The sequence below is a fragment of the Uliginosibacterium silvisoli genome (genome assembly GCF_036017035.1).
GTDB classification, from domain to species: domain Bacteria; phylum Pseudomonadota; class Gammaproteobacteria; order Burkholderiales; family Rhodocyclaceae; genus Viridibacterium; species Viridibacterium silvisoli.
Map to the genome: position 1 here is coordinate 1 of NZ_JAYXHS010000003.1, position 24,736 is coordinate 24,736.

Sequence of the window (24,736 nt, forward strand, 5' to 3'; positions counted from 1 at the left end):
AGCAATTTGCAAAACTATTTTTGCGAATCACTCGACTTCAACAACACCACCTCATTCGCCGCAAACCCGCGTCCAGCTTGGCTTTGCAGCTCGCCGACTTCGCTTGACTCAGTACCTCGATCACGCGGTTTCAGCGCATCGCCCGGAAGCAGCGAAGAGGCAGAATTATGGACAGGTTTCAGGGGGAGGTCAAGAACTTTTGCGGCGTCGCGACAGAAATCGTAAAAATCAACAGATCCCACCAAACCCGAAACGAGACCAGGCGGCGGGCTTGCTATATATATGCAGACCCCGCCGCCGTGACATATTCACGTTTTGCGTTAATATCAGCCACCATCAACAATCTCTCCGGGCTTTGCGCGTGAAGTTGTCTACTTTTGGTTTGCTGCTGACTACATTATTGCTTGCGGCATGCGTCACCCGAAGTGGCGTACCACTGGACACTGATCGCCACCTGTCGGCCCCACAGACATCCGCTGCTACGCCAGTCCGCGACATACCTGCGCCAGTCCAGCAGGGATTCAGTCCTCCTCCCCCACGCCCACAGGCAAAGCCGGAAACTTATTCAGTCGTCGTTAACAATCTGCGCGTTCAGGATTTGCTGTTTGCCCTTGCCCGCGATGCCAAGGTCAATGTGGATATCCATCCAGGCCTGAACGGCAACGTCACCCTGAACGCGCTCGATCAAACACTTCCTCAGTTGCTGTCGCGCATCGCAAAACAGGTGGACATGCGCTTCGAGCTGGACGGCAACAATCTGGCGGTCATGCCGGACGCGCCTTTCCTGCGCACCTATCGCGTCGATTACGTGAATATGTCGCGTGACACGACGGGGTCCGTTGCAGTGTCGAACCAGATCGCAACGGCAGGTGGCGGCAATATCGGCAACTCAAGTGGCGGAAACAATAGCGGCAGCTCAGGCAACTCGGCCGGCAACAGTTCGACAACTCTGGTCACCAACACGGCACGCAATCATTTCTGGGAAACCCTGACCCAGAATCTGAAAGATCTGCTGCGCGAAACGGACAAGATTTTCCCCGATGGCGCTGCCGAGAAGACGGTGGAGACGACCACGCAGGGCGGCAGTACGACGACCTCCGTCAAGACCAGCAAGCCGGACGATGTGTTGACGCGCAGCGCCGACACGGAGAAGAGGTCGACTCAACTAGAGAAGACAGTCACCTTCCGTGAAGCGGCATCCATCATTGCCAATCCGGAAGCGGGTGTGGTGTCGATCCGGGCGACAGGCCGCCAGCATGAGAAGGTTCAGGAATTCCTGAGCCAGGTCATGAACAGCGCGCGCCGCCAGGTGCTGATCGAGGCCACGATCGCGGAAGTCGAACTTTCGCAGAACTATCAACAGGGTATCGATTGGCGCGCATTGAACGTGTTCGACACGGGGCTGCGCATCATCCAGAGCGCAGTCGGGGCGATCTCCGGCCCTAGTTCGACTTTGATGGAGGTTGGGTACGACTCCAGCGGTGGCAACTTCAAGAGTTCGCTGAAATTTCTGGAGTCATTCGGTAACGTCAAAGTGCTGTCCAGCCCCAAGGTCAGCGTTCTGAACAATCAAAGTGCCGTTTTGAAGGTTGTGGACAACACGGTGTACTTCACCATAGAGAGCACGACCAACCAGAACCAGACCCAGTCTGTCGTGACCTACACAAGCACGGTACATACCGTCCCGATTGGCCTGGTCATGAACGTCACGCCACAGATCGGCGAAAGCAATACCGTCTTGTTGAACATCCGCCCCACCTTGTCACGCACCGTCGGCGAGGGCGCGCTCGACCCGAATCCAGCACTGAAGGTACTGGGAATCGTCAACCGCATCCCTATCGTCCGCTCACGGGAGATCGAGTCTGTATTACGCGTCAATAGCGGCAACATCGCCATCATGGGCGGCCTGATGGAAGACCTGCTGAACAACGTCACCGATACAGTGCCAGGGCTGTCACAAGCACCAATCTTCGGCGGACTGTTCGAGAATCGCAACGATTCGAAGCGCAAGACAGAATTGGTGATCTTCATCCGCCCGACAGTGATCCGCGATGGAGATACAAGCGTCAACATCGGCGATCTGCCGCAATCGAGTTTCTTCGTCCCTCCCTCCGGCATGCCGGGAGCCCCTTCCTTGGGGGTTACTCGATGAGCCTGCTGATCGACGCGCTGAAGCAGGCTGAAGCGGCGCGCGCGCAGGCCCAGGGAAACGAGACACCTCCCACTGGAGGCATCGAACTCGAACCCCTGCCCGAGCCACGCCTCAGCACACCGCCGCCAGTAGCGAGCAATGCTCGCGAAGCCAGCACGCCAACGCCAGTGAGAAGCGCCAGCCACGCTCGTCCGACCCCGGCCGTTTCGAGCACGGCCGCCAGTCAGGCTGCGCGAGAGTTATTCGAGGTGAAGCAGCAAGGCCCCAATCGCATGCCTCTGATACTGGCGGGTGTCGGTATTGCGCTACTGCTCATCGGCGCGGGCTATGTCTGGTGGGCAATCCAGCCTCGGAGCAGCCTGATTGCACCAAACGTGCAGGCAACGCCTCAGGCTGTAGCCCAGATGCCGGTAATAACGGAACCCGCACAGGCAGTGCCGCCTGCTGAAGTCGTATCCGCTGTGCCTGATGCATCCGTTGCGACGAACTCACCAGTGACCACGCCAGAGCCTCCCTCAAGCATCCCCCTCCCGCACCGCGAAGGGCGAACGCCTGTGCGGGCGTCTGCCTCACCAAAACCCCCGGTCGACGCGACGCTGCAGGATGAAGTCAAACCCTCCCCGCGTACGAGTGCGCCCCCGGACAACGGCATTCAGAGCGCCTATGCCGCGTTTCAGGAAGGCAACTATGCCGTCGCCCGTCAGCGCTATCAGGAGGTACTGCGACTGGATCCGCGCAATGTCGACGCCCTGAATGCGCTGGGCCTGATCGCCTGGCGTAGCGGCCAACCCGACGTGGCGGAACGCATGTTCCGCACGGCCGCCCAGACCGATCCGAAAGACATTACCGCAAACGCGCAACTGGCCCTGTTGTATGCGGAAGGCGATCCGACTGCCGCCGAAAGCCGGCTGCGCAACCTGATCGCATCACAACCAGCAGGCGTTGCGGCGCACTATTCGCTGGGCAGCTTGCTGGCACGCCAGGGCCGCTGGAATGAGGCGCAACAAGCGCTGTTCCAGGCCTATACGCTGGACAGCGACAACCCGGACATCCTCTTCAATCTCGCGATCAGCCTGGAGCATCTCTCGCAACCCGGCGTCGCACGACAATTCTACGAACGCGCATTGCAAGCAACGGCGCGCCGCCCCGCAGGCTTTGACAAGAGCGTGGCACAAAGCCGCATCCAGGCGCTGCGGGAGCGCTGAGATATCTATGGCAACAGCCTTTCGACTGCCGCTCGGGCAGCAACTCATCAATCAGGGCATCCTCAGCGAGGACCAGCTGCGCATCGCCCTGCACGAACAGTCGCGTACCAACGAAGCGTTGGGCAAGCTGCTGGTCAAACTTGGTTTCGTCAGCGAAGTCACGTTGCGCGACGCCTTGTCGGCATCACTCGGCAAGCAAGGCGTAGACCTCACCCACACCATCGCAGGCCCGGAAGCGCTGGCGCTCGTCCCCGAGGACGTCGCCAAACGCCATCGCCTACTGCCTCTCCTGTGGGAAGCTGACACCCACCGCCTGGTCGTAGCAATGGGCGATGTCGACGACATCGTAGCGCTCGACAAGTTGCGCGCACTGCTGCCAGAGAACGCCCAGATCGAAACCTGGCTGGCTGGCGAGAGCGAAATCGAACGCGCGATTGACCAGCATTACGGTTTCGAGCTTTCCATCGACGGCATCCTGACCGAGATCGAGACAGGCGAAATCGACTACCGCTCTCTGGCCGTTTCGACCAACGAATACAGCCAGCCGGTAGTACGCCTGGTCGATGCGCTGCTCTCCGATGCGGTCAAGCGCGAAGCCTCGGACATCCACTTCGAGCCGGAAGCCAGCTTCCTGCGCGTGCGCTATCGCATCGACGGTTTGCTGCGCCAGATCCGCGCCCTGCATAAATCCTACTGGCCCGCCATGGCGGTCCGCCTGAAGGTGATGGCCGGGCTGAATATCGCCGAGAGTCGCGCACCGCAGGACGGACGAATTTCGCTGAACGTGCGCGGTCGCCCGGTGGACTACCGCGTCTCGGCCCAACCAACCCTGCATGGCGAAAACATCGTGCTGCGGGTATTGGATCGCCAGAAGGGCATCGTCGCGCTGGACGACCTGGGCCTCACCGACTCGCAGCTCGACACGCTCAAGCTGATGATCGCGCGCCCCGAAGGCATCCTGTTGTTCACCGGCCCCACCGGTAGCGGCAAGACGACGACGCTCTACTCGATCCTGAATCACATCAACACCGAGGGCATCAACATCATGACCCTCGAAGATCCGGTCGAGTACCCGATGGCGATGATCCGTCAGACCTCGGTATCTGAATCGACCAAGCTGGATTTTGCCAACGGCATACGCTCGATGATGCGCCAGGACCCTGACGTAATCCTGGTCGGCGAAGTGCGCGATTCGGAAACCGCCGACATGGCTTTCCGTGCGGCCATGACGGGCCATCAGGTCTACTCGACCCTGCACACGAACTCCGCACTCGGTGCCATTCCACGCCTGCTGGACATCGGCATCCTGCCCGACATCATGGCGGGCAATATCATCGGCGTCGTCGCGCAACGCCTGGTGCGCAAGCTATGCCCACATTGCGCGCAGGCCCGCCCGCCGGCGCCTTACGAATTGCGTCTGCTGAGTTTGCCTGCCGAGCGCGGTGCGGCAGTGCTCTACGATTCCGTGGGTTGCGAGAAGTGCGACTTCCAGGGCTACAAGGGCCGCACGGCAATCATGGAGTTGATGCGCATGGATGCCGACATCGACGAGTTGATCGCACGCCGCGCCACCATGCGCGAACTGCGGAATGCCGCGCGTGCCAAAGGCTTCCGTACCTTGGCCGAAGACGGCGTGCGTCGCGTGCTTGATGGCACCACCTCTCTTGACGAGCTGGCCCGCGTGGTCGATCTGACCGAGCGGATGGTCGGCGCGGAAATGTAAACGAGGCGCCATGGCTATTTTCGCCTACCGCGCCATGGACAGCAGCGGCCGCATCCTGCGCGGCGAAACCGAAGCGCTCAATCTCATCGATCTGGAAATGCGCCTGCAGCGCATGCAGCTCGACCTCATCACCGGCAAACCGGCCCGTTTGCATGTCGGCTTTGGCGCGCCGAAGATTCCGCTGCGTGAGCGCATCCACTTCTGCTTTCACCTCGAACAACTCACGCGCTCCGGTGTGCCACTGGTCGAAGCGCTTTCTGACCTGCGTGACTCGACGGAGAACCAGCGCTTCCGTCAGGTCATCGCCGGCGTGGTGGAAAGCATCGAAGGTGGTCGCAGCCTGTCGCAAGCACTGGGCGAACAGGGCCAGGTATTCGATCCGGTTTTCTGCGCGCTGATCCGGGCTGGCGAATCCAGCGGCAATCTGCCCGATGTACTGCGCGAACTCAACGAGTCGCTCAAGCGCGAAGATGAGCTGCGCTCCTTCCTTGCGAAGCTCATCATCTATCCCTCCATCGTCTTGCTGGTGACCTTGTCCGCAGTCGCCACCTCGATGATCTTCGTCGTACCGCAGCTCTCGCGTCTGTTCCAGAGCACCGGCCAGACCCTGCCTTTGCAAACACGCTTGCTGATCAATATCTCGAGCTTTCTCGTGAATTACTGGCCGCTCGTGCTACTCGCAATCGTCGCCGGCACCATCGGTACAGCAGTGTGGATCCGCGTCAGCCCGCGCGCTGCACTGCGCTGGGACCGCCTCAAGCTTGCCGTGCCCATCGTCGGCGATGTCTACCGCAAGATCATCCTGTCGCGCTTCGCCACGCTATTCGCGCTGATGTACTCGTCAGGCATCGCCATCATCGACACCATCCGCGTTGCGCAAGACATTGTGGGCAATCGCGAAATGCGCGACGCCTTGATCCGCGTCGAGCAGGCCATTGCAGAAGGGCAGAACGTGACGGCCGCGTTCTCTTCGGCGCGCCTGTTCCCGCCACTGGTCATCCGCATGCTGCGCGTCGGTGAACATACCGGCTCGCTTGATCACGCGCTGAAAGGCGTCAGCTACTTCTACGAACGCGACGTGAAGGAGTCCGTCGAGCGTCTGCAGACCCTGCTGGAGCCAGCACTGACCATCGTGCTCGGCGCCTTGATGCTCTGGGTCGCCATGTCGGTGCTCGGCCCTGTCTATGACATCATCACCAAGATGAAAACCTGAACGCGCGCCCGAACCAAGACCGGAAACAAATAACAGATGCCGCAACGCTATCTCCACTTCATCAACCAGGAAGGCCTGCATTGCCACCTCGTGCGCCAGCACGACGTGCAGCACCTGCACAGCTTTGCAGGCGGTGAAGAAGGCGTGCAGGGCTTTGAAGACTGGCTGCAGGAAACGCGTGATGGCCTGCACACCCTGTTGGCAGATGTGGCAGACGAAGGCTTTCACCTCGAGAACATTCCTCACGTCGTAGGCCCGGATCGGCGCGCACTGATCACACGCAAACTGACCCAGCACTTCTTCGGCTCCCCCTACTCCGCCGCCCTGTCCCTTGGACGCGACAAGAATGGGCGTCGCGACGAGCGCCTGCTATTTACTGCGATCACACGCCCGGCACTGGTCGAGCCCTGGCTGGCCGCACTGCGGCGCGCCGAAGCAGCTGTCACGGCCTTGTATTCCGTTCCTCTGCTGACGGAGAAACTGGTCAGGCGTGTTTTCCCGGACAGCCCGCGCGGACTGATCCTGCTCCTGTCCGACTCGGGCATCCGCCAGATCTATTTCGAGCAGGGGAAATTGCGCTTCTCGCGGCTGGCACAAGCGCCCGAGGGTCCGTTCTCGCGCTGGGGGCTCGATTGCCTGCGCGAAGCGCAGAAGACCTACCAGTACCTCAACGCACAGCGCTGGTTACCGCGGGGCACGGCGCTGCCGGTGCGGATTGTCCTGTCTGCCCGCGATGCCGAACCGCTGCTTGCCGAGCTGGCAGGCACGACACAACCCGTCGACAACCTGCAGTTCCAGGCGGCTTCGCTGGAAGCCCTCGCGCACAAGCTGAGAATTCCACTCCGTCACCGTCATTCGGACAGCCGTGAAGTCATCATGCAACTGGCCATGCGTGAGACCACGAGCGTGCAACTGGCGCCACCGCAAGAGCGACGCTTCTACCGCATCTGGCAGGCGCGCTTCGCCATCCTCGTTGCGGGCGTCGTCGTGCTGGCGGCAAGCTCGGTGTTGTCGCTCAAATGGGCGCTCGACACACGCACGGAACGGGCAGAGGCCGAGAGCCAACGCAGCCAGACCATGCTGCAGGACGCCCGCTACAAGCAACTCCTCACCAGCCTGCCGCAGATGCCGACTTCACTCGACGCCTTGCGCAGCACGGTCGATGGCATCGAGCAACTGTCGGTGCGCGTGGTCGATCCACGCATGGCACTACAGCATTTGAGCAAGACGCTTGATGCCTTTCCCGACATCACGCTGGATGGCCTCGAGTGGCAGGAAGCAGACTGGCGCGACGACGCGCGCAATACGCCTTCAAGCAGCGCGCCGATGACGCGCCAGACCTTGATCGCCAGCGCCTCGCTGGACGCTGCCAGCGCAAGCGACCCACGCGCAACCATCTCGCGCATCCAGGCCTTTGCCAATGCCTTGCGCCAGCAAAGCCGGGGCGATGTCGTACTGGTGCAGCAGCCCTTCGATACCGAATCGGACAAGACCTTGCGCAGCGAGGCACAGAACGCCGGCAAGCGCCCGGCCTTCCGCCTGCAGCTCACGCTACCAGGGGCCAAACCATGAAGCACAAACGCGCCAATACCTTCTCCGGCCCGGTCGTGCTGAGCGTGTGCCTGTTGCTCATCAGCGCCGCCATGCTGTGGTTCTCCTACAGTGCGCGCAGCAAGGCCATTGCCCAACGCATCCGCACGACACAAGAAGCGCGTGAAGCAACGGATCGCTACCGGCACACTTCCGAAGACGAAGCGCTGATCCGCCGGACGATTGATCGCTTCGAAACCCTGCGCCAGCGCGGCATCATCGGCTCCGAACACCGCCTGGACTGGGCCGACCGGCTGCGCAGCATCCGCGGTCAGCATCGCTTCGCCCAGCTTGACTTCGAGCTCCTGCCGCAGCGCATCCTCGGTCCGCTGTCCACGCCGGGCGACTATCAGCTGAGCGCAAGCCGCATGCAGATCCGCGCTGGCTTGCTGCACGAAGGAGACTTCGTCGACCTGATGACCGAGCTGCGCAGTCAACCGGCAAATGCCATCGTCGCGCCCCGCCGCTGCACGCTCACGCCGTCTGGCGACTCTCCGATGCAAGGTATCAACCTGCGCGCTGAATGTACCGTTGAATGGCTGACGGTCAGTACTGGAACAGGGGCCAAACCATGACGCTGCGCAACTCCAGCCTTCTTGTGATCACCGTGTTGTTCAGCGGTGCGACACAGGCTGCCGAGGCAGACTGGCAAACGGGTCTGGGGCGGCTCTTCCTCACGCCGCAGAAGCGCGCCCTGCTCGACGAACTGCGCCGCAACAACGCCCGCATCGACCCTGCGCAACAACTCGACAGCGTACGGCTCGACGGCATCGTGCGACGCTCGTCAGGGAAGCAAACCATCTGGATCAACGGCCAAAGCTATACGGACCACGCGCCGGTGACGCGGGTCGACGACAGCTCTGCCCGGGTTATCTCAGGGAGCAAGACCGGCGTGGAGCTAAAGGTTGGAGAATCGAGGCAGCTGGGTCCGACAAACACGACAGGTGACAAGTGACCGTACGCAACCGGCAACACGGCGTCATTCTCATGGCGTTCATGTTGCTGCTTGTCATTGTGGCCGCAGGTACTTTGCTCGCCCGCGCCAATCGACTGCCGACGACCGCCTCTGCAGATAGTGCTGCGCGCATCCAGCTTACAGACCTGCTCGACATACTCAAACAGCAACTGATCAACCAGATCTTGCAGGAAGACAATACGCCGGGAAGTTTCCCGTGCCCCAGCGGACCGAGCTGTGGTGTGTCGGCCGACCTCGCGTCTACGTTCAATGTCAGCGGGATAGACAAGGCAGGGGCCAGCCGCCTCAGCCCTCCCGCTGTCAGTAACGGACTATGCGTGCAGTATGTGATCGCCCCTTCTGTACGCAACAACGTGAATACGAAAGACAGAAGTACGGATGCCGCGCAGAAAAAACTCAACCCGTATTACGACCCGGACCTGACGTTCATCGACAACTCGGGTGTGGCTGCAAAGGCCTGGGCGATCCTGCTGGCAAACACGTCGGTCACCACCTGCTCGCTGGACTCGCTGGGCTATCAGATGACTGTTGATAGCACGGCGGGCACGGCCGTCGTGCAGGCCCTCGCGGCGAAGCCTGCTCTGACTACGACAACGGCATCGTTGCTGATCGAGAAACGCGATCTTCTGCCAGGTATGTTCGACCAGGTCTTGATGGCCGTGGACACGCCCGCGTTTGCCGCTTATCTGCAAGGAAAAACACTGACCCAGCCGACATCGCTGTCCACGATTCGCAGTGGCGACAGCGGCAACTTCGACGATGCGCTTAAGCCGGCTGGCGCCAGCCTTACCGCCGGCAGCTGTCCCGGCGTGCAGTTCGGTGCGAGCAGTTCCAGTTCAGCGAGCGCTTCATCCAGTGCTGCTTCATCCAGCTCATCCGCCCCCACCAATTTCAAGTACCCCGTGAGCTGGCTCTGCTTCAATGACTGGTATGGCTCGCTAAAGTATGATCCGGCATCGCGCATACTGACGGCGCAAGATAGCAACACCAGTCTCAGTTGCACACGCACATCCGGGAAAACACAGTGCTCTTACTGAAAGCCCCTGCAGGTCGCCATGACGCTGGTTTCACGCTGGTAGAGATTGCCATCGCACTGCTGGTCATCATGTTGCTGGCGGGCGGCGCGATTTCGGCGCTGCGCGCGCAAACGGCTTATACGCGCATCTCCCAGACACGCGAACAATTACGTGAAGCCCGCGAGGCACTGCTCAGCTACGCCGTGACGAATCAGGCGCTGCCGTGCGTCGCAGCGACGAGCGATGGCAATGCCGCCCCCCAGCCCTGCCCGACCAGCAAGGGTTTCCTGCCGTGGCGTACCTTGGGCTTGCCAAGCGCGGACGTATGGGGACAACCGCTGCGCTATGCAGCCAGCCCTGGCATGGCCGGCAGCGCCGGCTTCGGCTTCGCCACGCTGGGAACGCTCAAGGTCCTGAGCGGTGGTGCCAATATCGATGCCAATGCAAGTGGGGCTGGCACATATGGCGCGATCGCTTTCGCGGTATGGAGTATCGGAGAAGATGCGGTAGATGCGTCGGCAAATGACCTCGGCGCCACACCACAGATCGATAACACCACCGTCGTCGCTGCGGTTGCAGGTTCCGACGATGTGCTCGAGTGGGTTTCGCGCTATGCCTTGTTCGGCAGGATGACGACTGCTGGCCGACCGCTACCGCTCAGCTCCTATTCATCCTCGTCTTCCTCCGCGGGGCCATAAGAGGCTTCGGCACAAGAGACTTCGATGACAACGCACATGCCACCCATGGACAACTCCGGCAGCTCGTTCATGACCCGCCTCCGCAACGCCGGCATAGAACCCGGCGACAGCGAAGACCTGCGCCAGCAGAAATCCCTGCTGGTATTCATGAGCGGTCTCGTCAGCCTGGCCTCGGTGCTGTGGTTGATGATCTATGGCTGGATGGGTCCGAACCTGTCGTCCTCCCTGCCCTTCGGTTTGCAGGTACTCGTCGCCTTCAACCTGTGGGTGTATATCCAGTTCCGCAATTTCGATCTGTTCCGCATTTCGCAGATCGGTTTGCTGTTGTTCTTCCCCTTCGTTGCGCAGTGGGCACTTGGCGACTTCGTGTCGGCGTCCGGCCTGATCCTGTGGGGTTTGCTCGCACCTATCTGCGCCTTGCTATGCATGGGGGTACGCGAATCGCTGCCATGGTTTTTCGCCTATGTTGTGCTGACTCTGATGACAGGTGCATCCGACTACCTGCTGGCCGACATGGTCCCCGTGACGCTCACTACGCACACCACGATTTCGCGCCAGACCTCGGTCGTGTTCTTCGCCTTGAATTTCGTCACCTTGTCTACGCTGGTCTATCTCTTGTTGCGCTTTGCGCTGCTCGACCGCGCCAAGGCGCGCGCCAGTCTTGAAGAAGCGCACACGAAACTCGCAGCGGAGCAAGAGCGCTCCGAACGCCTGCTGCTCAACATCTTGCCGGCTCCGATTGCGCACCGTCTGCGTGCGTCGGACGCGACGATTGCAGACGGGTTTGCAGAAGTGTCGGTGATGTTTGCCGACATCGTGAACTTCACGGGCCTGGCAGCCGACATGGAAGCGGACCAGGTTTTTGCCATGCTCAATCGCGTGTTCAGCAGCTTCGACGAACTCGCCGAGCGGCACGGACTGGAAAAGATCAAGACCATTGGCGATGCCTACATGGTGGCCGGCGGCTTGTCAGACGAGTTGCCTGACGCCTGCTGCGCAGTCGCCGAGTTGGCGCTCGATATGCATGAATGGCTACGCCGCGACCAGACAACACGTGGTGAGCCGCTGCACGTGCGCATCGGCATCGGTACGGGGCCCGTCGTGGCGGGTGTGGTCGGCAAGAAGAAATTCATCTATGACCTGTGGGGCGACACGGTCAATCTCGCCAGTCGCATCACGGATGAAGGACTGCCGGATGGCATCCAGTGCGACCGTGCAAGCTATGAGTTGCTCAAGGGGCGCTTCACTTTCGAAGCGCCTGTCATCTTGAGCCTCAAGGGCAAGGGCAAGGTCGAGGTATGGCGACTGAGTGGGCGAATCGCATCATCCTCCGCCGCGCGCCAGACAAGCTGATTCCGCAAGCATCCTGAAGCACCGGATAATTTTCCCGGACGGTATGTTCACACCTGCGAATTGAGCGTTCGCGCCAGTTCAAAACGTACGCAGCCACGCTTGTTTTCTGCGAGATACAAGCGGTAGTCCAGCGACTCAGCGAGGCGCGATGCCTGGTACAGGCCGATACCCAGACCGCGATCAGAAGGCAAGGGCCGCACGAAAAGAAGATCAGCACGATCACCATCCAGCGGCACGCCATCATCCTCAACCTGCAAGACACATGACGCGTCATTTGCTTTCAAGGTGACGCGAATGTTCGGCGCCTCGCCGCCACGTTCTTTGTCGGCCGGTTTGTCCAGCGCGTTGCGCACCAGATTTTCTGCAACGGTATCGAACAACAATACGGGCAAACGAGCCCCCGCCAAATTGCCATCGAGCTCGAACACCACACGCTCCCCGCTCAGGCGCTCCCGAACCGCCAACCACCACTGCTCCGCATCGCCCTCGCGCACATCAGTAGCTTCCGGCTGCCGTATGCGTTCGAGCGCTTCGTGCAGTCGTTGGCTGATCATCGGCAGCTGCCGGCTCAACAGGCTCTGCAAGGCCTCGCTGCGACCATCCCGCTCCGCCTGGGCCATGGCGAAGCACAGAGTGTCGATGGATTGCAGGAGGTTCTTAACCTCATGCGTCATGCGCGCACCGGTTTCGTGAACGGCCCGCAGATAAGAGAGCGATTGCAAACGGCGCGACTGCTCTTTGGCCGCGTGAAACTCCGACAGCAAGCGCACCATCAAATCCATTTGCCATAAGTGCATGGGCGCCAGTTCGTAGCGGGTGTGAAGACCGATCTCGACCGCGCCATGCTGCAGACGGCTGCGACGCGTGGCAATGCGGCCAACGAAACCACCCTGCTCCTGCCCTTCAACAATCACCCGCCAGTCAGCGCCCTCGATACCAGGCCACGCCAGCATGCGTGTGACAGCACCTTCCAGCAGCACTTCGGGGCCATTGTCTCCCGTCGCCAGGCGCGCCACCTCATCCAGCCAGTGGCTGAACGGTGCGCCACCTGACAAGGCATGGCGGGCAATCGCCAGACTCAGGCCCGCCCCCTGCCCCGGGTTCCATGCCCAGCCCAGCAGCAGCAGACAGATCGCCATGATGCCAAGCGACTGCAACAGGGCCGGAATGTATTCGAGACCAGACACGAACATCAGGGCCAGTGCCCCCAGCAAGACCCCGCTCAGGACCAGCACGATGACAAGGCCACCGACAAAGTCCAGGGCCATCTGCTCGCGCGTACGCGCCAGTTTGCGCACGAAGGTCGGCACCAGCATGAGAAGCAAGGGCGCCATCAGGCTGACGACGTTTCCCAGCAGATCGGTCGGACGCGCCTCCACTGGCAGTAGCTGCGGCAGCGTCAGGGCCACAAGCGCGACGATGAGGTACGCCTCAGCACACCAGAATGACATGCGTTCCCGGCCCACCGGATGGCGGAACAGTTCGGCGCCGATCAAGCCAGCCAGCACAAGCATCCACAATAGCGCCAACCCCCAGGACATGAAGAGCCCCAGCCCCGCCACGATGACAAGCGCAGCCAGCAGCGCGCCTGCACCAAGTTTGCGGTCCTGCCGCACCAGGGGTTGCCACAACAGCACGGAGCCAAGGTGGCCGACGATCAAGCCACGACCGACGGGGGTCGTTACGCCTTGCAGCAAGCCCAGATGCAAGAGCAGCAGGCTGAATGCCAGAAGCCACGGACGCACTGCTAGCGCAGTGAGCCTCGCTATCCATTCATTCATCAAATGTCCCGGGTAAACCGTGATGGGCAAATCGTGACGCCGAGTGCCGTGAAATACCGCACACACCGTCAGAAATTCGACAGTTCATCTTTCCGTGCCGTCAGAAATCGGCAATATCTTCGCCTTGGCGGGTGGCATCATAGTTGCTAAATCAGCTGCACAAACAACATTCATCGAGAGTCGGTTCAACAATATGAGAACACAACAGTCCGGTTTCACGCTCGTCGAAATCGCCATCGTTCTGGTCATCATCGGCCTGCTGCTGGGCGGCGTGCTGAAGGGCCAAGAGTTAATCAATAGCGCAAAAGCAAAGGCGGTGATAGCTGACTTTAGAAATACCGCAACAATGGTGGCGGCATATCAAGATCGGTTCAGAGCACTTCCTGGTGATGACAAAGCAGCCACGACACACGTAGGAGCCGCCACGGCAAACGGCGACGGCGACGGGCTGATTGAGAGCCCTTGGAATTCAGTAACACCAGCAGAGGAATCGGCACTCGCGTGGCAGCACCTTCGTCTTGCCAATCTTGTTCCAGGAGCACTGGGAGCACCTGCCGCCGGAGCTTGGGAGCCGACTGGCGCAGAAAGTGGACGAATCGGCATTCAAAGCACGCGCCCCACCGGCTTTGCAGCCGGGAGATTCTTTGTCTGCGAAGGCAACGTGTCGGGCCGTATTGCCCAGCAAGTGGATACGACAATAGACGATGGGACTGCCAACGGTGGATCAGTCCGGGCTTATGCGAATTCGGTTGCGATCGATAATCTCTCGGGGGTTGCCGCCATTGCGGCCTATGTGGAGACAGATCTGTACATTGTTTGCAGCAGTTTCTAAGTACCAATTGACGCGCAGACGGCCTCGATCTTCGAGGCCGTTTTTTGTTTACCCGCCCTTCAACAACCTCAACTCCGCCACCGAAAGATCCGCCGACACTCCCAGCAACACCAGCACGTCACCTGCCTCAAGCTGGGTTTCCGGCACCGGATTGACGCCGCGAATACCGCGGCGGCGGATAGCGGTCACAGTGACATTGATGGTGTCCAGCTTGAGCTGATCCAGTCGCTTGCCGATGGAATAGGCTCCCGGTTGTAAGGCGAGGGAATAGAGGCGCTCCTGCAGGGCATCGGGACGGTCCGCCGCGTCGGAGGCGCCGTGGAAGAAGCCGCGCATGACCGAGTAGCGTTGATTGCGGATGTCACGCACGCTGCGAATCACGCGTGACAGCGGCATGCCGATCAAAGCCAGCACGTGGCTGGCAAGCATGATGCTGGTCTCCAGCATCTCGGGCACGACTTCGACGGCGCCCGCGTCCATGAGGCGCTCCATATCAGCATCATCCGCAGCACGTGCCACCACAGGTACGTCAGGCCGCATCGCCTGCACGTGATGCAGCACACGCATGGCAGCAGGGACATCATTGAAGGAGACGACCACGGCACTCGCACGCATGAGACCCGCTGCGACCAGGGTTTCACGGCGAGAGCAATCGCCAAACACGACCGTATCGCCTGCTGAAGCGGCGCTACGCACGCGATCCGGGTCAAGGTCCAGCGCCACGTAGGTCAACTCTTCCTTCTCCAGGAAGCGCGCCAGGTACTGGCCGCTGCGGCCGTAGCCGCAAATGATGACGTGCTTCTCGGTCGCAATCGATTGCGCCGCGACCTTGGTCAGCTCCATCGAACGCAGCAGCCATTCTGATTTCACGAAGCGCATCACGATGCGGTCACTCATCTGCACGATGAGGGGTGCGATCAGCATCGACAGGACAAGCGCCGCGACGGTGATCTGCACGGCGCGCGCCGAACCAATGTCGAGATCGGATATCTGCGTCAGCAAGACAAAGCCGAACTCGCCGCCCGCACACAACCACAGGCCGCTGCGCACGGCCGTGCCGGTCGTAGCATTGAACATTCGCGAGACAGCGAACACCACGCCGAACTTTGCGACGAGGATCAGCACCAGCACGCCGAGCACGATCAGGAAGTGATGAACGATGACGCCGACATCCAGAAACATGCCGACGGTCACCATGAAGAAGCCCAGCAGCACGTCACGGAAAGGCTTGATGTCCTCTTCCACCTCGAAGCGGAATTCCGTTTCCGAGATCAACATGCCCGCGAGGAAGGCGCCAAGCGCCAGGGACAGGCCCGCGCGCTCGGTCACCCAGGCCAAGCCCAGCGTAATCAGCAGGATGTTGAGCATGAACAGCTCGGAAGAACGGCGACGCGCCACGAGCAGGAACCAGGGCCGCATGAGGCGATGCCCGAGGAACAGCAGCACGGTGAGCACGACCACCGCCTTGAGCGCCGCCCAGCCCAGCACCGTTGCAAGATCGGCAGACTTCTGCCCGAGCGCTGGAATCAGGATCAGCAAAGGCACGACGGCGACATCCTGGAACAGCAGCACGCCCAGCACTTCGCGACCGTGCGGCGTGTCAAGTTGCATGCGGTCGGCAAGCAACTTGGAAAGGACTGCCGTCGACGACATGGCAATCGCTGACGCCAGCGCAAAGCTGGCCAGGCCACTCAGCCCAAACAATTTTCCGAATGCAGTTCCGAGCAGGACCGTCAGCACGACCTGCAACCCACCCACGCCGAACACCAGGCGCTTCATGGCAAACAGCCGCCCGAGCGAAAACTCCAGCCCGATGGTAAACATGAGGAACACCACGCCAAACTCGGCGAGGTAGCGCGCCTGTTCGGTATCCGGCACCAGCCCGGCCGCGTTCGGCCCCAGCGCTGCACCAATGGCCAGATAGCCAAGTACCGGCGGCAAATTGAGCGAGCGGAACAGGATCACGACCGCAACGGCAGCCGCAAGCAACAGCAGTATCAGATCCAGCGCGTGATGCATGGCAATACCGATAAGTAAGCCCAACCCCCGGGCGCCGATTTCAGGTCATCCGCCTGTGCGCAGTGCGCCAGCGACGGTTTGTTATACTGCAGCATCTGATGAACACACAGCGACTGCCATGGTCTGGCTCAATGAGCGCCGCCAGACTGACTCGGCGCTCAATCTGCAAATTTCATCAGGGCTCACAGTCTCCAGATTCACTCCACGCGATGGACGTCGGCGTTGAAGACTGCCCAGTTTAACCTTGCAGCCGCATGAACCCAAGTTCGACCGGGGCCGGTAGTCCCCGCGCGATATCACCACCCGATCGTTGTTCGGGCATTAGGCAAACGGCATGAGCCAATCCACACCCCGTCCAGCACAAGCACGCACACTCGACGACTCGACACTGATCGCCCGTGCGCGTTCCGTGCTGACGATAGAAGCCAATGCAGTGACAGCACTTGCTGCACGCATCGACGCACAGTTCGTGCGTGCCGTCGACATCGTCCTGCAGAGTCGCGGCCGCGTCATCGTCAGCGGCGTCGGCAAGTCCGGTCACGTCGGCCGCAAGATCGCCGCCACGCTGGCCAGCACAGGCACGCCTGCTTACTTTGTACATCCCGCCGAGGCCGCGCATGGCGACCTGGGCATGATCCAGCCCGATGACATACTGATTGCCCTGTCCAATTCCGGCAGCACGGAAGAGCTGCTGGTCATCGTGCCTTTCGCCAAGCGCATGGGCGCACGCCTGATTGCCATGACCGGGCGAGCCGACTCGCCACTGGCGCAATTGAGCGATGTGCATCTCGACGTCGGCGTGGCGGAAGAGGCTTGCTCACTGAATCTGGCCCCGACCGCGAGCACGACGGCTGCGCTGGCCATGGGTGACGCGTTGGCCGTTGTGCTGCTCGACGCTCGAGGCTTCAGCCCGGAAGACTTTGCACGCTCGCACCCCGGTGGCGCGCTGGGTCGCCGCTTGCTGACGCATGTGCGCGACGTGATGCGCAGTGGCGATGCCATTCCTTTCGTCACACCCGAAGCGAGCTTTGCCGATGCCCTGCTCGAGATATCGCGCAAGGGGATGGGCATGACAGCAATCTGCGATGTCGTGAATGGCGCCCCGGGCAAGCTGCTCGGTGTGTTCACCGATGGAGACCTGCGCCGACTGCTCGAGCGCACAGGCAATATCACCGGGCTGAAAATCGCAGAGGTTATGCACACTTCGCCACGTTGCATCACACCCGACGCACTGGCGGCTGAAGCGGCCACAAAAATGGAACAACTGTCGATTACGCGCCTGTTGGTCATCGACGCGCAGGGCATTCTCGTCGGCGCACTCAACACGCAAGATCTGCTGACCGCCAAGGTGATCTGATGCTATTTCCGAACAAGTCCGATCAAAACGAAACCGCACGCGGTAAAGCAGCAAAGCTCAAACTGATGGCCTTCGACGTCGATGGCGTCCTGACCGATGGCACATTGTTCTTCACGCCGGCAGGTGACGAGATCAAGGCCTTTTCCAGCCTCGACGGCCACGGCCTCAAGATGCTCGGCGAAGCTGGCATTACCGTAGCCATCATCACCGGCCGCAACTCACGCATGGTCGAACTGCGCGCGGCCAACCTCGGCGTGGCCCATTTGTTCCAGGGGGTCGAGGACAAGCGCGCGGTCATGCGTGGCCTGCGCGAACAACTCGGGCTGTCGGCGGAGCAAAGTGGTTACATGGGTGACGACGTGGTGGACCTGCCCATCCTGCGTGATTGTGGTTTCTCTGCGTCAGTCAGCGATGGACATCCCTTCGTGCATCGCCATGTCGACTTCGTGACTCGCCAGGGAGGCGGCCGCGGTGCGGTGCGCGAACTGAGTGACTTCATCCTGAATGCGCAAGGCAAGCTCGATGCCATGCTCGACAGCTACCTGACCCGCTGATGCGCCGCCTGCCCGCCCTGCTCCCCATTATCGTCGCCGCCTTGCTGGCGCTGGCCACTTACTGGCTGCAATTCGTGGTCAGCAGTGAGCGGCCATCTGGCCTGGGCAATGACCGCGGCGATCCCGATGCAATTGTCGAGAATTTCCATGTCGACAAGTTTGATCAGCAGGGCAAACTCGCCATGGTCCTCGAAGCCGACGAACTCAAGCACTTCCCGAAAGACGACTCCGCCGACCTGAAACAGCCACGAGTGCGCTTCCTCTCAGCCGGGCGCGACAGCCACTGGCGCAGCGACAAGGCACGCGTCACGGAACGGGGTGATCACATCGTCCTGACCGAAAACGTGCGAGGCGTGCGCGTAGCGACGGCACAATCCCCCGAGCAAGTGCTGACGACCACCGAAGTCATCCTGCTGACTGACGATGAAATAGCCCAGATTCACCAGCCTCTGACTGTAACCCAGGCGGGAACCCGTATCGATGCTGCCAGCGGCGAATGGAACAATATTGAAGGCTTGCTGCAACTCAAGCAGGTTGACGCCACACTCCAACGAAATCCTTGACGAATAATTTGACGCCGAACTGATCATGTCCAACTCCAGAACCCTGATCGCCCTGAGCTTGAGCGTCGTTGCCGGCGCCGTCGCGGTGTACTCCACATCAGCAAACGCCGAACGCGCTGATCGCGAAAAACCCGTGCGCATCCTTGCAGACTATTCCCCGGTCAGCGACAAGACCAAGACCCTGACACTCGAAGGGCACGTAAAGATCAGCCAGGGCACGCTGGTCATCACCTCCAACAAGGCGGTCGTGACACAAGATGCTGAAGGCTTCCAGACGGCAGTAGCGACTGGCGGCGAGGGCGGTCTGGCGCGCTTGCAACAGAAGAGCGAAGGCAAGGATGAAATGGTATATGCCGAAGCCGAACGCATCGAATACGACGCACGCACCGAGACTGCGGTCCTGATCAAGCGCGCGTGGATTCGCAAGGGCGTCAATGAAACCTGCGCCGACACCATTGAATACAACGCACAGACTGAAACATCGAAAAGCCGCAGTGCCGCCAAACCCGGAGACCAGGTTTCCATCGTATTGCCGGGCAAGGCGAGCCAGTCTGCGCCGATTGCCACCATTACTTGCGAGCGCAAGAAGTAGCCAGCCCTTCCCGCCCGCGTCCTGCGGGCGGCACTACCTGATTTACTTCCCCGTTTCTCACAGCGTGTTGACGCAGCGCACAGATAAGCCTGGGCGCACACCTTGCCGGCACGTCGCCTTCGTGACATAGTTGCACTGCATCATCTCTATAGCTGGCGCGTCTCAAACAATTGATTGATTGGCACTTTTGTCAATTCAAGCACTTTTAGTGCAATGCACAAATAGTGCTTGACAAAGGGGCTTTTTGACCTAAAATTGAAATTGTGCGGCGCAACATATTCATCCCGGTAGCGCTAGCTTGTTGGCTGTGTCACCCACTCACCTTTGAGGAGATAGAAAATGTTTGCAACCCCTGAGCAATTCGCCAGCATTAACAAGTCAGCAGTTGAAACCATGCTGACCATCGCGAACACCGCTTTCGCCAGTGTCGAACGTCTTGCCGCTTTGAACCTGAACACCGCCCGCACTGCGCTGGAAGACAGCGTAGCCAATACCAAGGCTCTGTTCAGCGCCAAGGACCCACAAGAATTCGCCGCACTGCAAGCCAGCCTGGCTCGCCCAACGCTGGAAAAGGCTGTTGCCTACGGTCGTAGCGTTTATGAAATCGCAACCGAAGTGCAAGGCCAGCTGAGCAAGATCGCTGAAGGTCAAGCCACCGAGATCAAGCAAAACATCGCAACCACCCTGGACAAGGTTGCCAAGTCGGCACCAGCTGGTTCCGATGTCGCCGTGGCTGCCGTGAAGTCGGCCATCGCTGCCGCCAACTCGGCCTACGACAGCATGAGCAAGGCTGCCAAGCAAGTCGCCGAAATGGCTGAAGCCAATGTCACGGCCGCTACCGATGCAACGGTCAAGGCCGTGGGTTCGGCAGCAACGAAGGCCAAGAAGGCCGCCTGAGTCTTACGATCTGCGCAGAACATCGCGCGATAAAAAAACCGCGCTCCGGAAGGACCGCGGTTTTTTCATTTCCGGGCCGCGTTTCCGGCCTCTCACTTCAGCCCTTTTTTCGGGCCCCATTTCTGTCGCATCGCCCTACACGGCGTCATGCAGAGCCGCCATCTCGCACCATGGATGGCCGTGGCGAGTCATGTCTTCGCGCATCGCCGCCATGGCTGCCGTCACATCATCCGGCGCCCCCTTGGCGCCCAGCTCGATATGTCGTCGCCCCGTCGTACTACCCAGACTGGGCAAGCTGAAGATGGTTACTCCAAAGCGTGCTTGCCAGGCATTCATGAGATCCAGTAACTGGCTCTCATGCGTGTGGAGCACAGCAATCGAATCTTCGGCCCAAGGCTGGGCGTGATGCAGATGACTGTATTGCGTATCCAGCACCCACTCCATCATCGGCCACGCCATCTCCGGAAAACCCGGCAGGAACCAGTGGCCGCGTATGCCAAAGCCAGGAATGCGGTTGTACGGGTTCGGAATGATGTGGCTGCCGACCGGTAGCTCTCCCATCATCAGGCGCTGCGGATTGGCCTCCTCGCCGAACCGCGCGCGGATCTCTCGCTCCGCATCGGCATGCAGCGCTATGTCGACACCAAGCGCGGCTGCCGCACACTGACGTGTATGGTCATCCGGCGTCGCGCCAATGCCGCCGAAAGAAAAGACCACGTCACCACTGGCAAACGTCTGGCGCAGCATCTCCGTCAGCAGCGGTCGTTCGTCGCCGCAGTAGCGCGCCCATGACAAGCTCAGCCCACGCGCCTTGAGCAACTCGATGGCCTTGGGCAGGTGCTTGTCCTGCCTCCTGCCAGAGAGGATTTCATCGCCAATGATGAGGACACCGAAAGCCATGCGGTCAGGTCCTCTCCGAACTTGAGAATCGGGCGTCAGTCACATCGATGATGCGCTCTGCGGCACGTGACTCACGCAATGCTTGCAGCAGGTAATGCACGAAGGCCAGGCCACTCAATGCGGGCACAAACAGATTGAACACGGGCACAAAGACCAGCACGCCAGCCACGCCACCGATGGCATAGAGCGCCCCGCGATGTTGGCGCGGCAGCGTGCGCAATTCGTTGCGGTCAGCATGACGCATCAAGACGTCATAGCGATAGCAACGCTGGTTGAGCCACGCACTCAGGCACACAGATAGCACCACACCCATGCCCGGGATGAACCACAGCGGCAAACTGCACAAGCCGAGCACCAGAAACAGCATCAATGCCCATACTGCGTTGGCCGCGCTGCCGATCTGGCTGCCACCGCGACGCTCCACGAGCTCGGGATAGTCCGTCGTGGCAACGCGGTCGAGCATCAATGGCAAGGCGATCAGAGAGATCAGCACTGTTGCTGTCAACAGAGACAATGGCAGCAACAGCAGAATCAACAAGACGTGCGTGAAGCCCTCCAGCACCGTAGCCGACGTCGAACCGGCAACGAACCAGCTACCGACCCACGGCAGACCTTGCGCCAACCGCACCAGCAGCTCGGCCGCCTGGCCCCACACGAGGACGGCGGCAATCAGCCACGCCACGAAGGCCACCAGGGTCGGCCACAATAGATGCCACATGACGTCGGGCCGCATCAGGCTGCGTGCGGCGCGCGTCCATGCCAGAGCAAGCTTGCTCATGCATTCCCTTCGTCAAAGATTCATCAGAGTCGGTCAGGCGACCGAGCGCAAGCCGTCAACCACGGTCCTCTGCAGCAGCCCGCGCACACCGAGCCAGCCGCACACCACGACGCCGATGATTGCCATCAGCACGTAGCCCGACAGGGCCAGCCAGTCAGGGTCGTAGGATATATCGAACACCTTGATGGCCAGAACATAGCCAGTGGCCACCGCACCAATGGTCGCGAGTATCGCCGACAGTACCCCCAACACGACGAATTCAGAGAGCATGGCCGCCCGGAGTTGCGGGTTGCGTGCCCCCAGCGTGCGCAGCACGGCCAGCTCATGCATGCGCTCGTCGTGCGTGGCCCGCAGCGCAGACAGCAAGACGACTGCGCCGGCAATCAATGCGAAGGCGAACACGAACTGTACGACGCGCACCAGTTTGCTCGTGAGATCCTGTACCTGCGCTATCACCGCGCCGACATCAATCACCGTCAGGTTGGGGAAAGCCGCCACCAGCGCGTTTATGTCAGCACCTCGCCCGGGCGGCAGCAGGAAGCTTGTGATCCACGAGGTCGGCATCGCCTCGAGCACGCCAGGCGCTGCGGTAAAGAAGAAATTCACGCGCATCGAATCCCAGTCCAGCTTGCGGATACTGCCCACCGTACCTGCCACCCGCTGGCCACCAATATCAAACACAACGCTGTCACCCAGCTTGATGCCAAGCGTCTTGCCGACGCCCTCTTCCATCGAGAACACTGAGCCACTCTGCGGTGCATCGCCGTGCCACTGTCCGGCAACGATCTTGTTGCCTTCCTGCATGACGCTTGAATAGGAGAGGTTGAACTCACGGTCCGCAAGATTGCGTGCCCGGTCCTCCTTGTAGTCTTCCGCCACAACCACTTTGCCGCGCAACTCGACCAAGCGGCCGCGAATCATCGGCAAGAGCTCAAGCTCAGGCAGATGATGTTCGCGGAAGAACGCCTGCAGCGGCTCGCGCTGTTCCGACTGGATATTGAGCACAAATTGATTCGGCGCATCCGGCCGCAAGCTGTGCTGCCAGCCACGCAGCAGGTCGCTGGATACAAGCCCCAGCAGCAGCATCGCCATCAGGCCAAGACCCAGCGCGACGGATTGCACGATGCTCGCCGATAGCCTGCGATGCATGGCCGCCAGGCCGTAACGCAAACCCCAGGTCGCACGCATGCCGCCATCGCGATGACGCGCCATCGCCAACAGGCTCAGGCCGGCCCGCGCCAGCAGTGCGAAAACCAGACAGGCGCCGGCGAACCCTGCCGCGACCCACGCGCCGAGCTTGATGTCGCCCGCCACCCACAGGAACAAACCGAGCAGCACGATCGCGCCAGCACTCCATGCACTCAGCGTGCTCGCCTCCGGCCCGCCCCACTCACGTCGCAGCACATGCACCGGCGGCACGCGCGTCATGTGCAGCAGCTGCGGCGCGACGAAGCCCACGACCAGCGCCACGCCGACCACCAATCCATGCAACACCGGCAACATACCCGGCAAGGGCAAGTCGGCCTTGATGAGAGAACCCGCCAGCGCGGCAATGCCGGCTTGCACGCCAAAACCCACGACGCAGCCGATGGCGGCAACGGCCAGACCGAACATTGCGAACTCCGTGAGGAACAGACCCAGCAGTTGCGAACGTCGCGCGCCGAAACAGCGCATCGCCGCACAACCATCCAGATGACGCTGCAAGTAGCGCCGCGCGCAGAGGCCGATCGCCACGGCCGCGAGCACTACCGACAACATCGCCGCGAGGCTCAGGAAATGCTGGATGCGTTCAAGATTGCCGCGCACCTCGGGCCGCGCATTGTCGATGCTCTCGAGTTGCTGGCCGCCGCCGAGCTGCGGCTTGACCCACGCCTCGAATCGATCGACGAGCTTGCGTGCATCAGCACCGCTGCCATCCGCCGCGATCTGCATGCGATAGCGCACACGACTGCCTTCCTGGATCAAACCGGTCGATGCCAGATCGGCAGCATTGACCATGATGCGCGGAATGAAATTGAAGAAGCCGTTGCCACGATCCGACTCGAAGGTAATCAGCGCGCCGACACGCAGCTTGATCTTGCCGAGACTGACCAGATCACCAGGCTTGACGTCCAGCGCGCTGAGCAATCGCTCCTCGACCCAGGCTTCACCCGGCGGGGGAATACGCCCCGCCTCGCGCGCCTCGCCGCCCATGCGATCGGCGATCTTCAGGCTGCCGCGCAAGGGGTACTGCGGCTCGACGAATTTGACGGCAGAGAGCTGCGCCACGTCGTCGGTGCTGACCATACTCGAGAAGGTCAGCGTATTCGTCGCACGCAAGCCCATGCGTTGCGCCTCCTGCTGCCAGGCTTTCGGCAGTGGCGCATCGCCGGAGACGAGCAGGTCGCCACCAAGCAATTGCGTGGCATCGCGCTTGAGCGCCTGCTGCACACGTTCGGTGAAGAAGCCCACGCTGGTCAGGCTGGCGACGGCAATCAGCAGCGCAATGCCCAGCAAGGTCAGTTCGCCAGCGCGGAAGTCGCGGCGAAGCATGGAAA

At 61.0% G+C, this 24,736-nt stretch carries 21 protein-coding genes; 16 read left to right on the forward strand and 5 right to left on the reverse strand.

The features are described from left to right. From mshL to VVD49_RS14890, 10 genes are all read left to right on the forward strand, one after another. Positions 1-2,152, forward strand: a 2,152-nt coding sequence (gene mshL / locus VVD49_RS14845) for a pilus (MSHA type) biogenesis protein MshL (RefSeq protein WP_327599989.1), incomplete at its 5' end; no start/stop codon positions are given. After that, complete coding sequence (locus tag VVD49_RS14850) at positions 2,149-3,357, forward strand: tetratricopeptide repeat protein (RefSeq protein WP_327599990.1); 1,209 nt, start codon at positions 2,149-2,151, stop codon at positions 3,355-3,357. The genes mshL and VVD49_RS14850, both read left to right, overlap by 4 nt. Positions 3,358-3,364: 7 nt before the next feature. Further along, entirely contained in the window at positions 3,365-5,080 is a 1,716-nt protein-coding gene (locus VVD49_RS14855) for a GspE/PulE family protein (protein ID WP_327599991.1), read from the forward strand. 10 nt (positions 5,081-5,090) lie between these two features. Continuing rightward, the gene (locus VVD49_RS14860; RefSeq protein WP_327599992.1) at positions 5,091-6,293 is read left to right on the forward strand and encodes a type II secretion system F family protein; all 1,203 of its coding nucleotides are present in this window, start codon (positions 5,091-5,093) and stop codon (positions 6,291-6,293) included. Between the two features lie 36 nt (positions 6,294-6,329). Beyond that, positions 6,330-7,865: a hypothetical protein gene (locus VVD49_RS14865; protein ID WP_327599993.1), complete on the forward strand. Its 1,536-nt coding sequence runs from the start codon at positions 6,330-6,332 to the stop codon at positions 7,863-7,865. Beyond that, entirely contained in the window at positions 7,862-8,458 is a 597-nt protein-coding gene (locus VVD49_RS14870; RefSeq protein ID WP_327599994.1) for a hypothetical protein, read from the forward strand. Before VVD49_RS14865 ends, VVD49_RS14870 begins: the two co-directional genes overlap by 4 nt. Then, positions 8,455-8,838, forward strand: coding sequence for a hypothetical protein (locus VVD49_RS14875; RefSeq protein ID WP_327599995.1), 384 nt, complete (start codon positions 8,455-8,457; stop codon positions 8,836-8,838). Before VVD49_RS14870 ends, VVD49_RS14875 begins: the two co-directional genes overlap by 4 nt. Before the next feature lie 32 nt (positions 8,839-8,870). After that, positions 8,871-9,896 carry a hypothetical protein gene (locus tag VVD49_RS14880; RefSeq protein WP_327599996.1) on the forward strand — a complete coding sequence of 342 codons (1,026 nt, stop codon included), beginning with the start codon at positions 8,871-8,873 and terminating at the stop codon, positions 9,894-9,896. Then, complete coding sequence (locus VVD49_RS14885) at positions 9,884-10,573, forward strand: type II secretion system protein (protein WP_327599997.1); 690 nt, start codon at positions 9,884-9,886, stop codon at positions 10,571-10,573. The genes VVD49_RS14880 and VVD49_RS14885 overlap by 13 nt, the downstream gene beginning before the upstream one ends. A 24-nt stretch (positions 10,574-10,597) precedes the next feature. Beyond that, complete coding sequence (locus tag VVD49_RS14890; protein ID WP_327599998.1) at positions 10,598-11,926, forward strand: adenylate/guanylate cyclase domain-containing protein; 1,329 nt, start codon at positions 10,598-10,600, stop codon at positions 11,924-11,926. Positions 11,927-11,973: 47 nt separating this feature from the next. Here VVD49_RS14890 and VVD49_RS14895 read toward each other — a convergent pair whose 3' ends face one another. Then, positions 11,974-13,707, reverse strand: a complete 1,734-nt coding sequence (locus VVD49_RS14895) for an ATP-binding protein (protein WP_327599999.1) — start codon at positions 13,705-13,707, stop codon at positions 11,974-11,976. 94 nt (positions 13,708-13,801) lie between these two features. Between VVD49_RS14895 and VVD49_RS14900 the strand changes: the two genes are divergently transcribed. Further along, entirely contained in the window at positions 13,802-14,539 is a 738-nt protein-coding gene (locus tag VVD49_RS14900; RefSeq protein ID WP_327600000.1) for a prepilin-type N-terminal cleavage/methylation domain-containing protein, read from the forward strand. A 48-nt stretch (positions 14,540-14,587) separates the two neighbouring features. On the opposite strand, the gene VVD49_RS14905 is transcribed toward VVD49_RS14900, so the two are convergent. Further along, entirely contained in the window at positions 14,588-16,558 is a 1,971-nt protein-coding gene (locus tag VVD49_RS14905) for a cation:proton antiporter domain-containing protein (protein WP_327600001.1), read from the reverse strand. Between the two features lie 334 nt (positions 16,559-16,892). On the opposite strand from VVD49_RS14905, the gene VVD49_RS14910 reads away from it, so the two are divergent. The 5 genes from VVD49_RS14910 (at position 16,893) to VVD49_RS14930 (ending at position 20,521) form a co-directional block, all read left to right on the forward strand. Continuing rightward, the gene (locus tag VVD49_RS14910; protein WP_327600002.1) at positions 16,893-17,915 is read left to right on the forward strand and encodes a KpsF/GutQ family sugar-phosphate isomerase; all 1,023 of its coding nucleotides are present in this window, start codon (positions 16,893-16,895) and stop codon (positions 17,913-17,915) included. Continuing rightward, positions 17,915-18,469: a KdsC family phosphatase gene (locus VVD49_RS14915; RefSeq protein WP_327600003.1), complete on the forward strand. Its 555-nt coding sequence runs from the start codon at positions 17,915-17,917 to the stop codon at positions 18,467-18,469. The genes VVD49_RS14910 and VVD49_RS14915 overlap by 1 nt, the downstream gene beginning before the upstream one ends. Continuing rightward, positions 18,469-19,032: an LPS export ABC transporter periplasmic protein LptC gene (gene lptC, locus VVD49_RS14920; protein ID WP_327600004.1), complete on the forward strand. Its 564-nt coding sequence runs from the start codon at positions 18,469-18,471 to the stop codon at positions 19,030-19,032. The genes VVD49_RS14915 and lptC overlap by 1 nt, the downstream gene beginning before the upstream one ends. A 25-nt stretch (positions 19,033-19,057) precedes the next feature. Continuing rightward, positions 19,058-19,624 (forward strand): lipopolysaccharide transport periplasmic protein LptA, encoded by a 567-nt coding sequence (gene lptA, locus VVD49_RS14925; protein WP_327600005.1) that lies wholly within the window; start codon positions 19,058-19,060, stop codon positions 19,622-19,624. Between the two features lie 339 nt (positions 19,625-19,963). Next, positions 19,964-20,521, forward strand: coding sequence for a phasin family protein (locus VVD49_RS14930; protein ID WP_327600006.1), 558 nt, complete (start codon positions 19,964-19,966; stop codon positions 20,519-20,521). 135 nt (positions 20,522-20,656) lie between these two features. On the opposite strand, the gene VVD49_RS14935 is transcribed toward VVD49_RS14930, so the two are convergent. From VVD49_RS14935 to VVD49_RS14945, 3 genes are read right to left on the reverse strand one after another with little or no spacing between them, the layout of a single operon-like run. Next, positions 20,657-21,421, reverse strand: coding sequence for a competence/damage-inducible protein A (locus VVD49_RS14935; RefSeq protein ID WP_327600007.1), 765 nt, complete (start codon positions 21,419-21,421; stop codon positions 20,657-20,659). Between the two features lie 4 nt (positions 21,422-21,425). Beyond that, on the reverse strand, positions 21,426-22,199 hold the full coding sequence (locus VVD49_RS14940) for an EI24 domain-containing protein (RefSeq protein WP_327600008.1): 774 nt from the start codon (positions 22,197-22,199) through the stop codon (positions 21,426-21,428). Positions 22,200-22,232: 33 nt separating this feature from the next. Then, complete coding sequence (locus VVD49_RS14945; protein ID WP_327600009.1) at positions 22,233-24,731, reverse strand: ABC transporter permease; 2,499 nt, start codon at positions 24,729-24,731, stop codon at positions 22,233-22,235. Positions 24,732-24,736 lie beyond the last annotated feature (5 nt).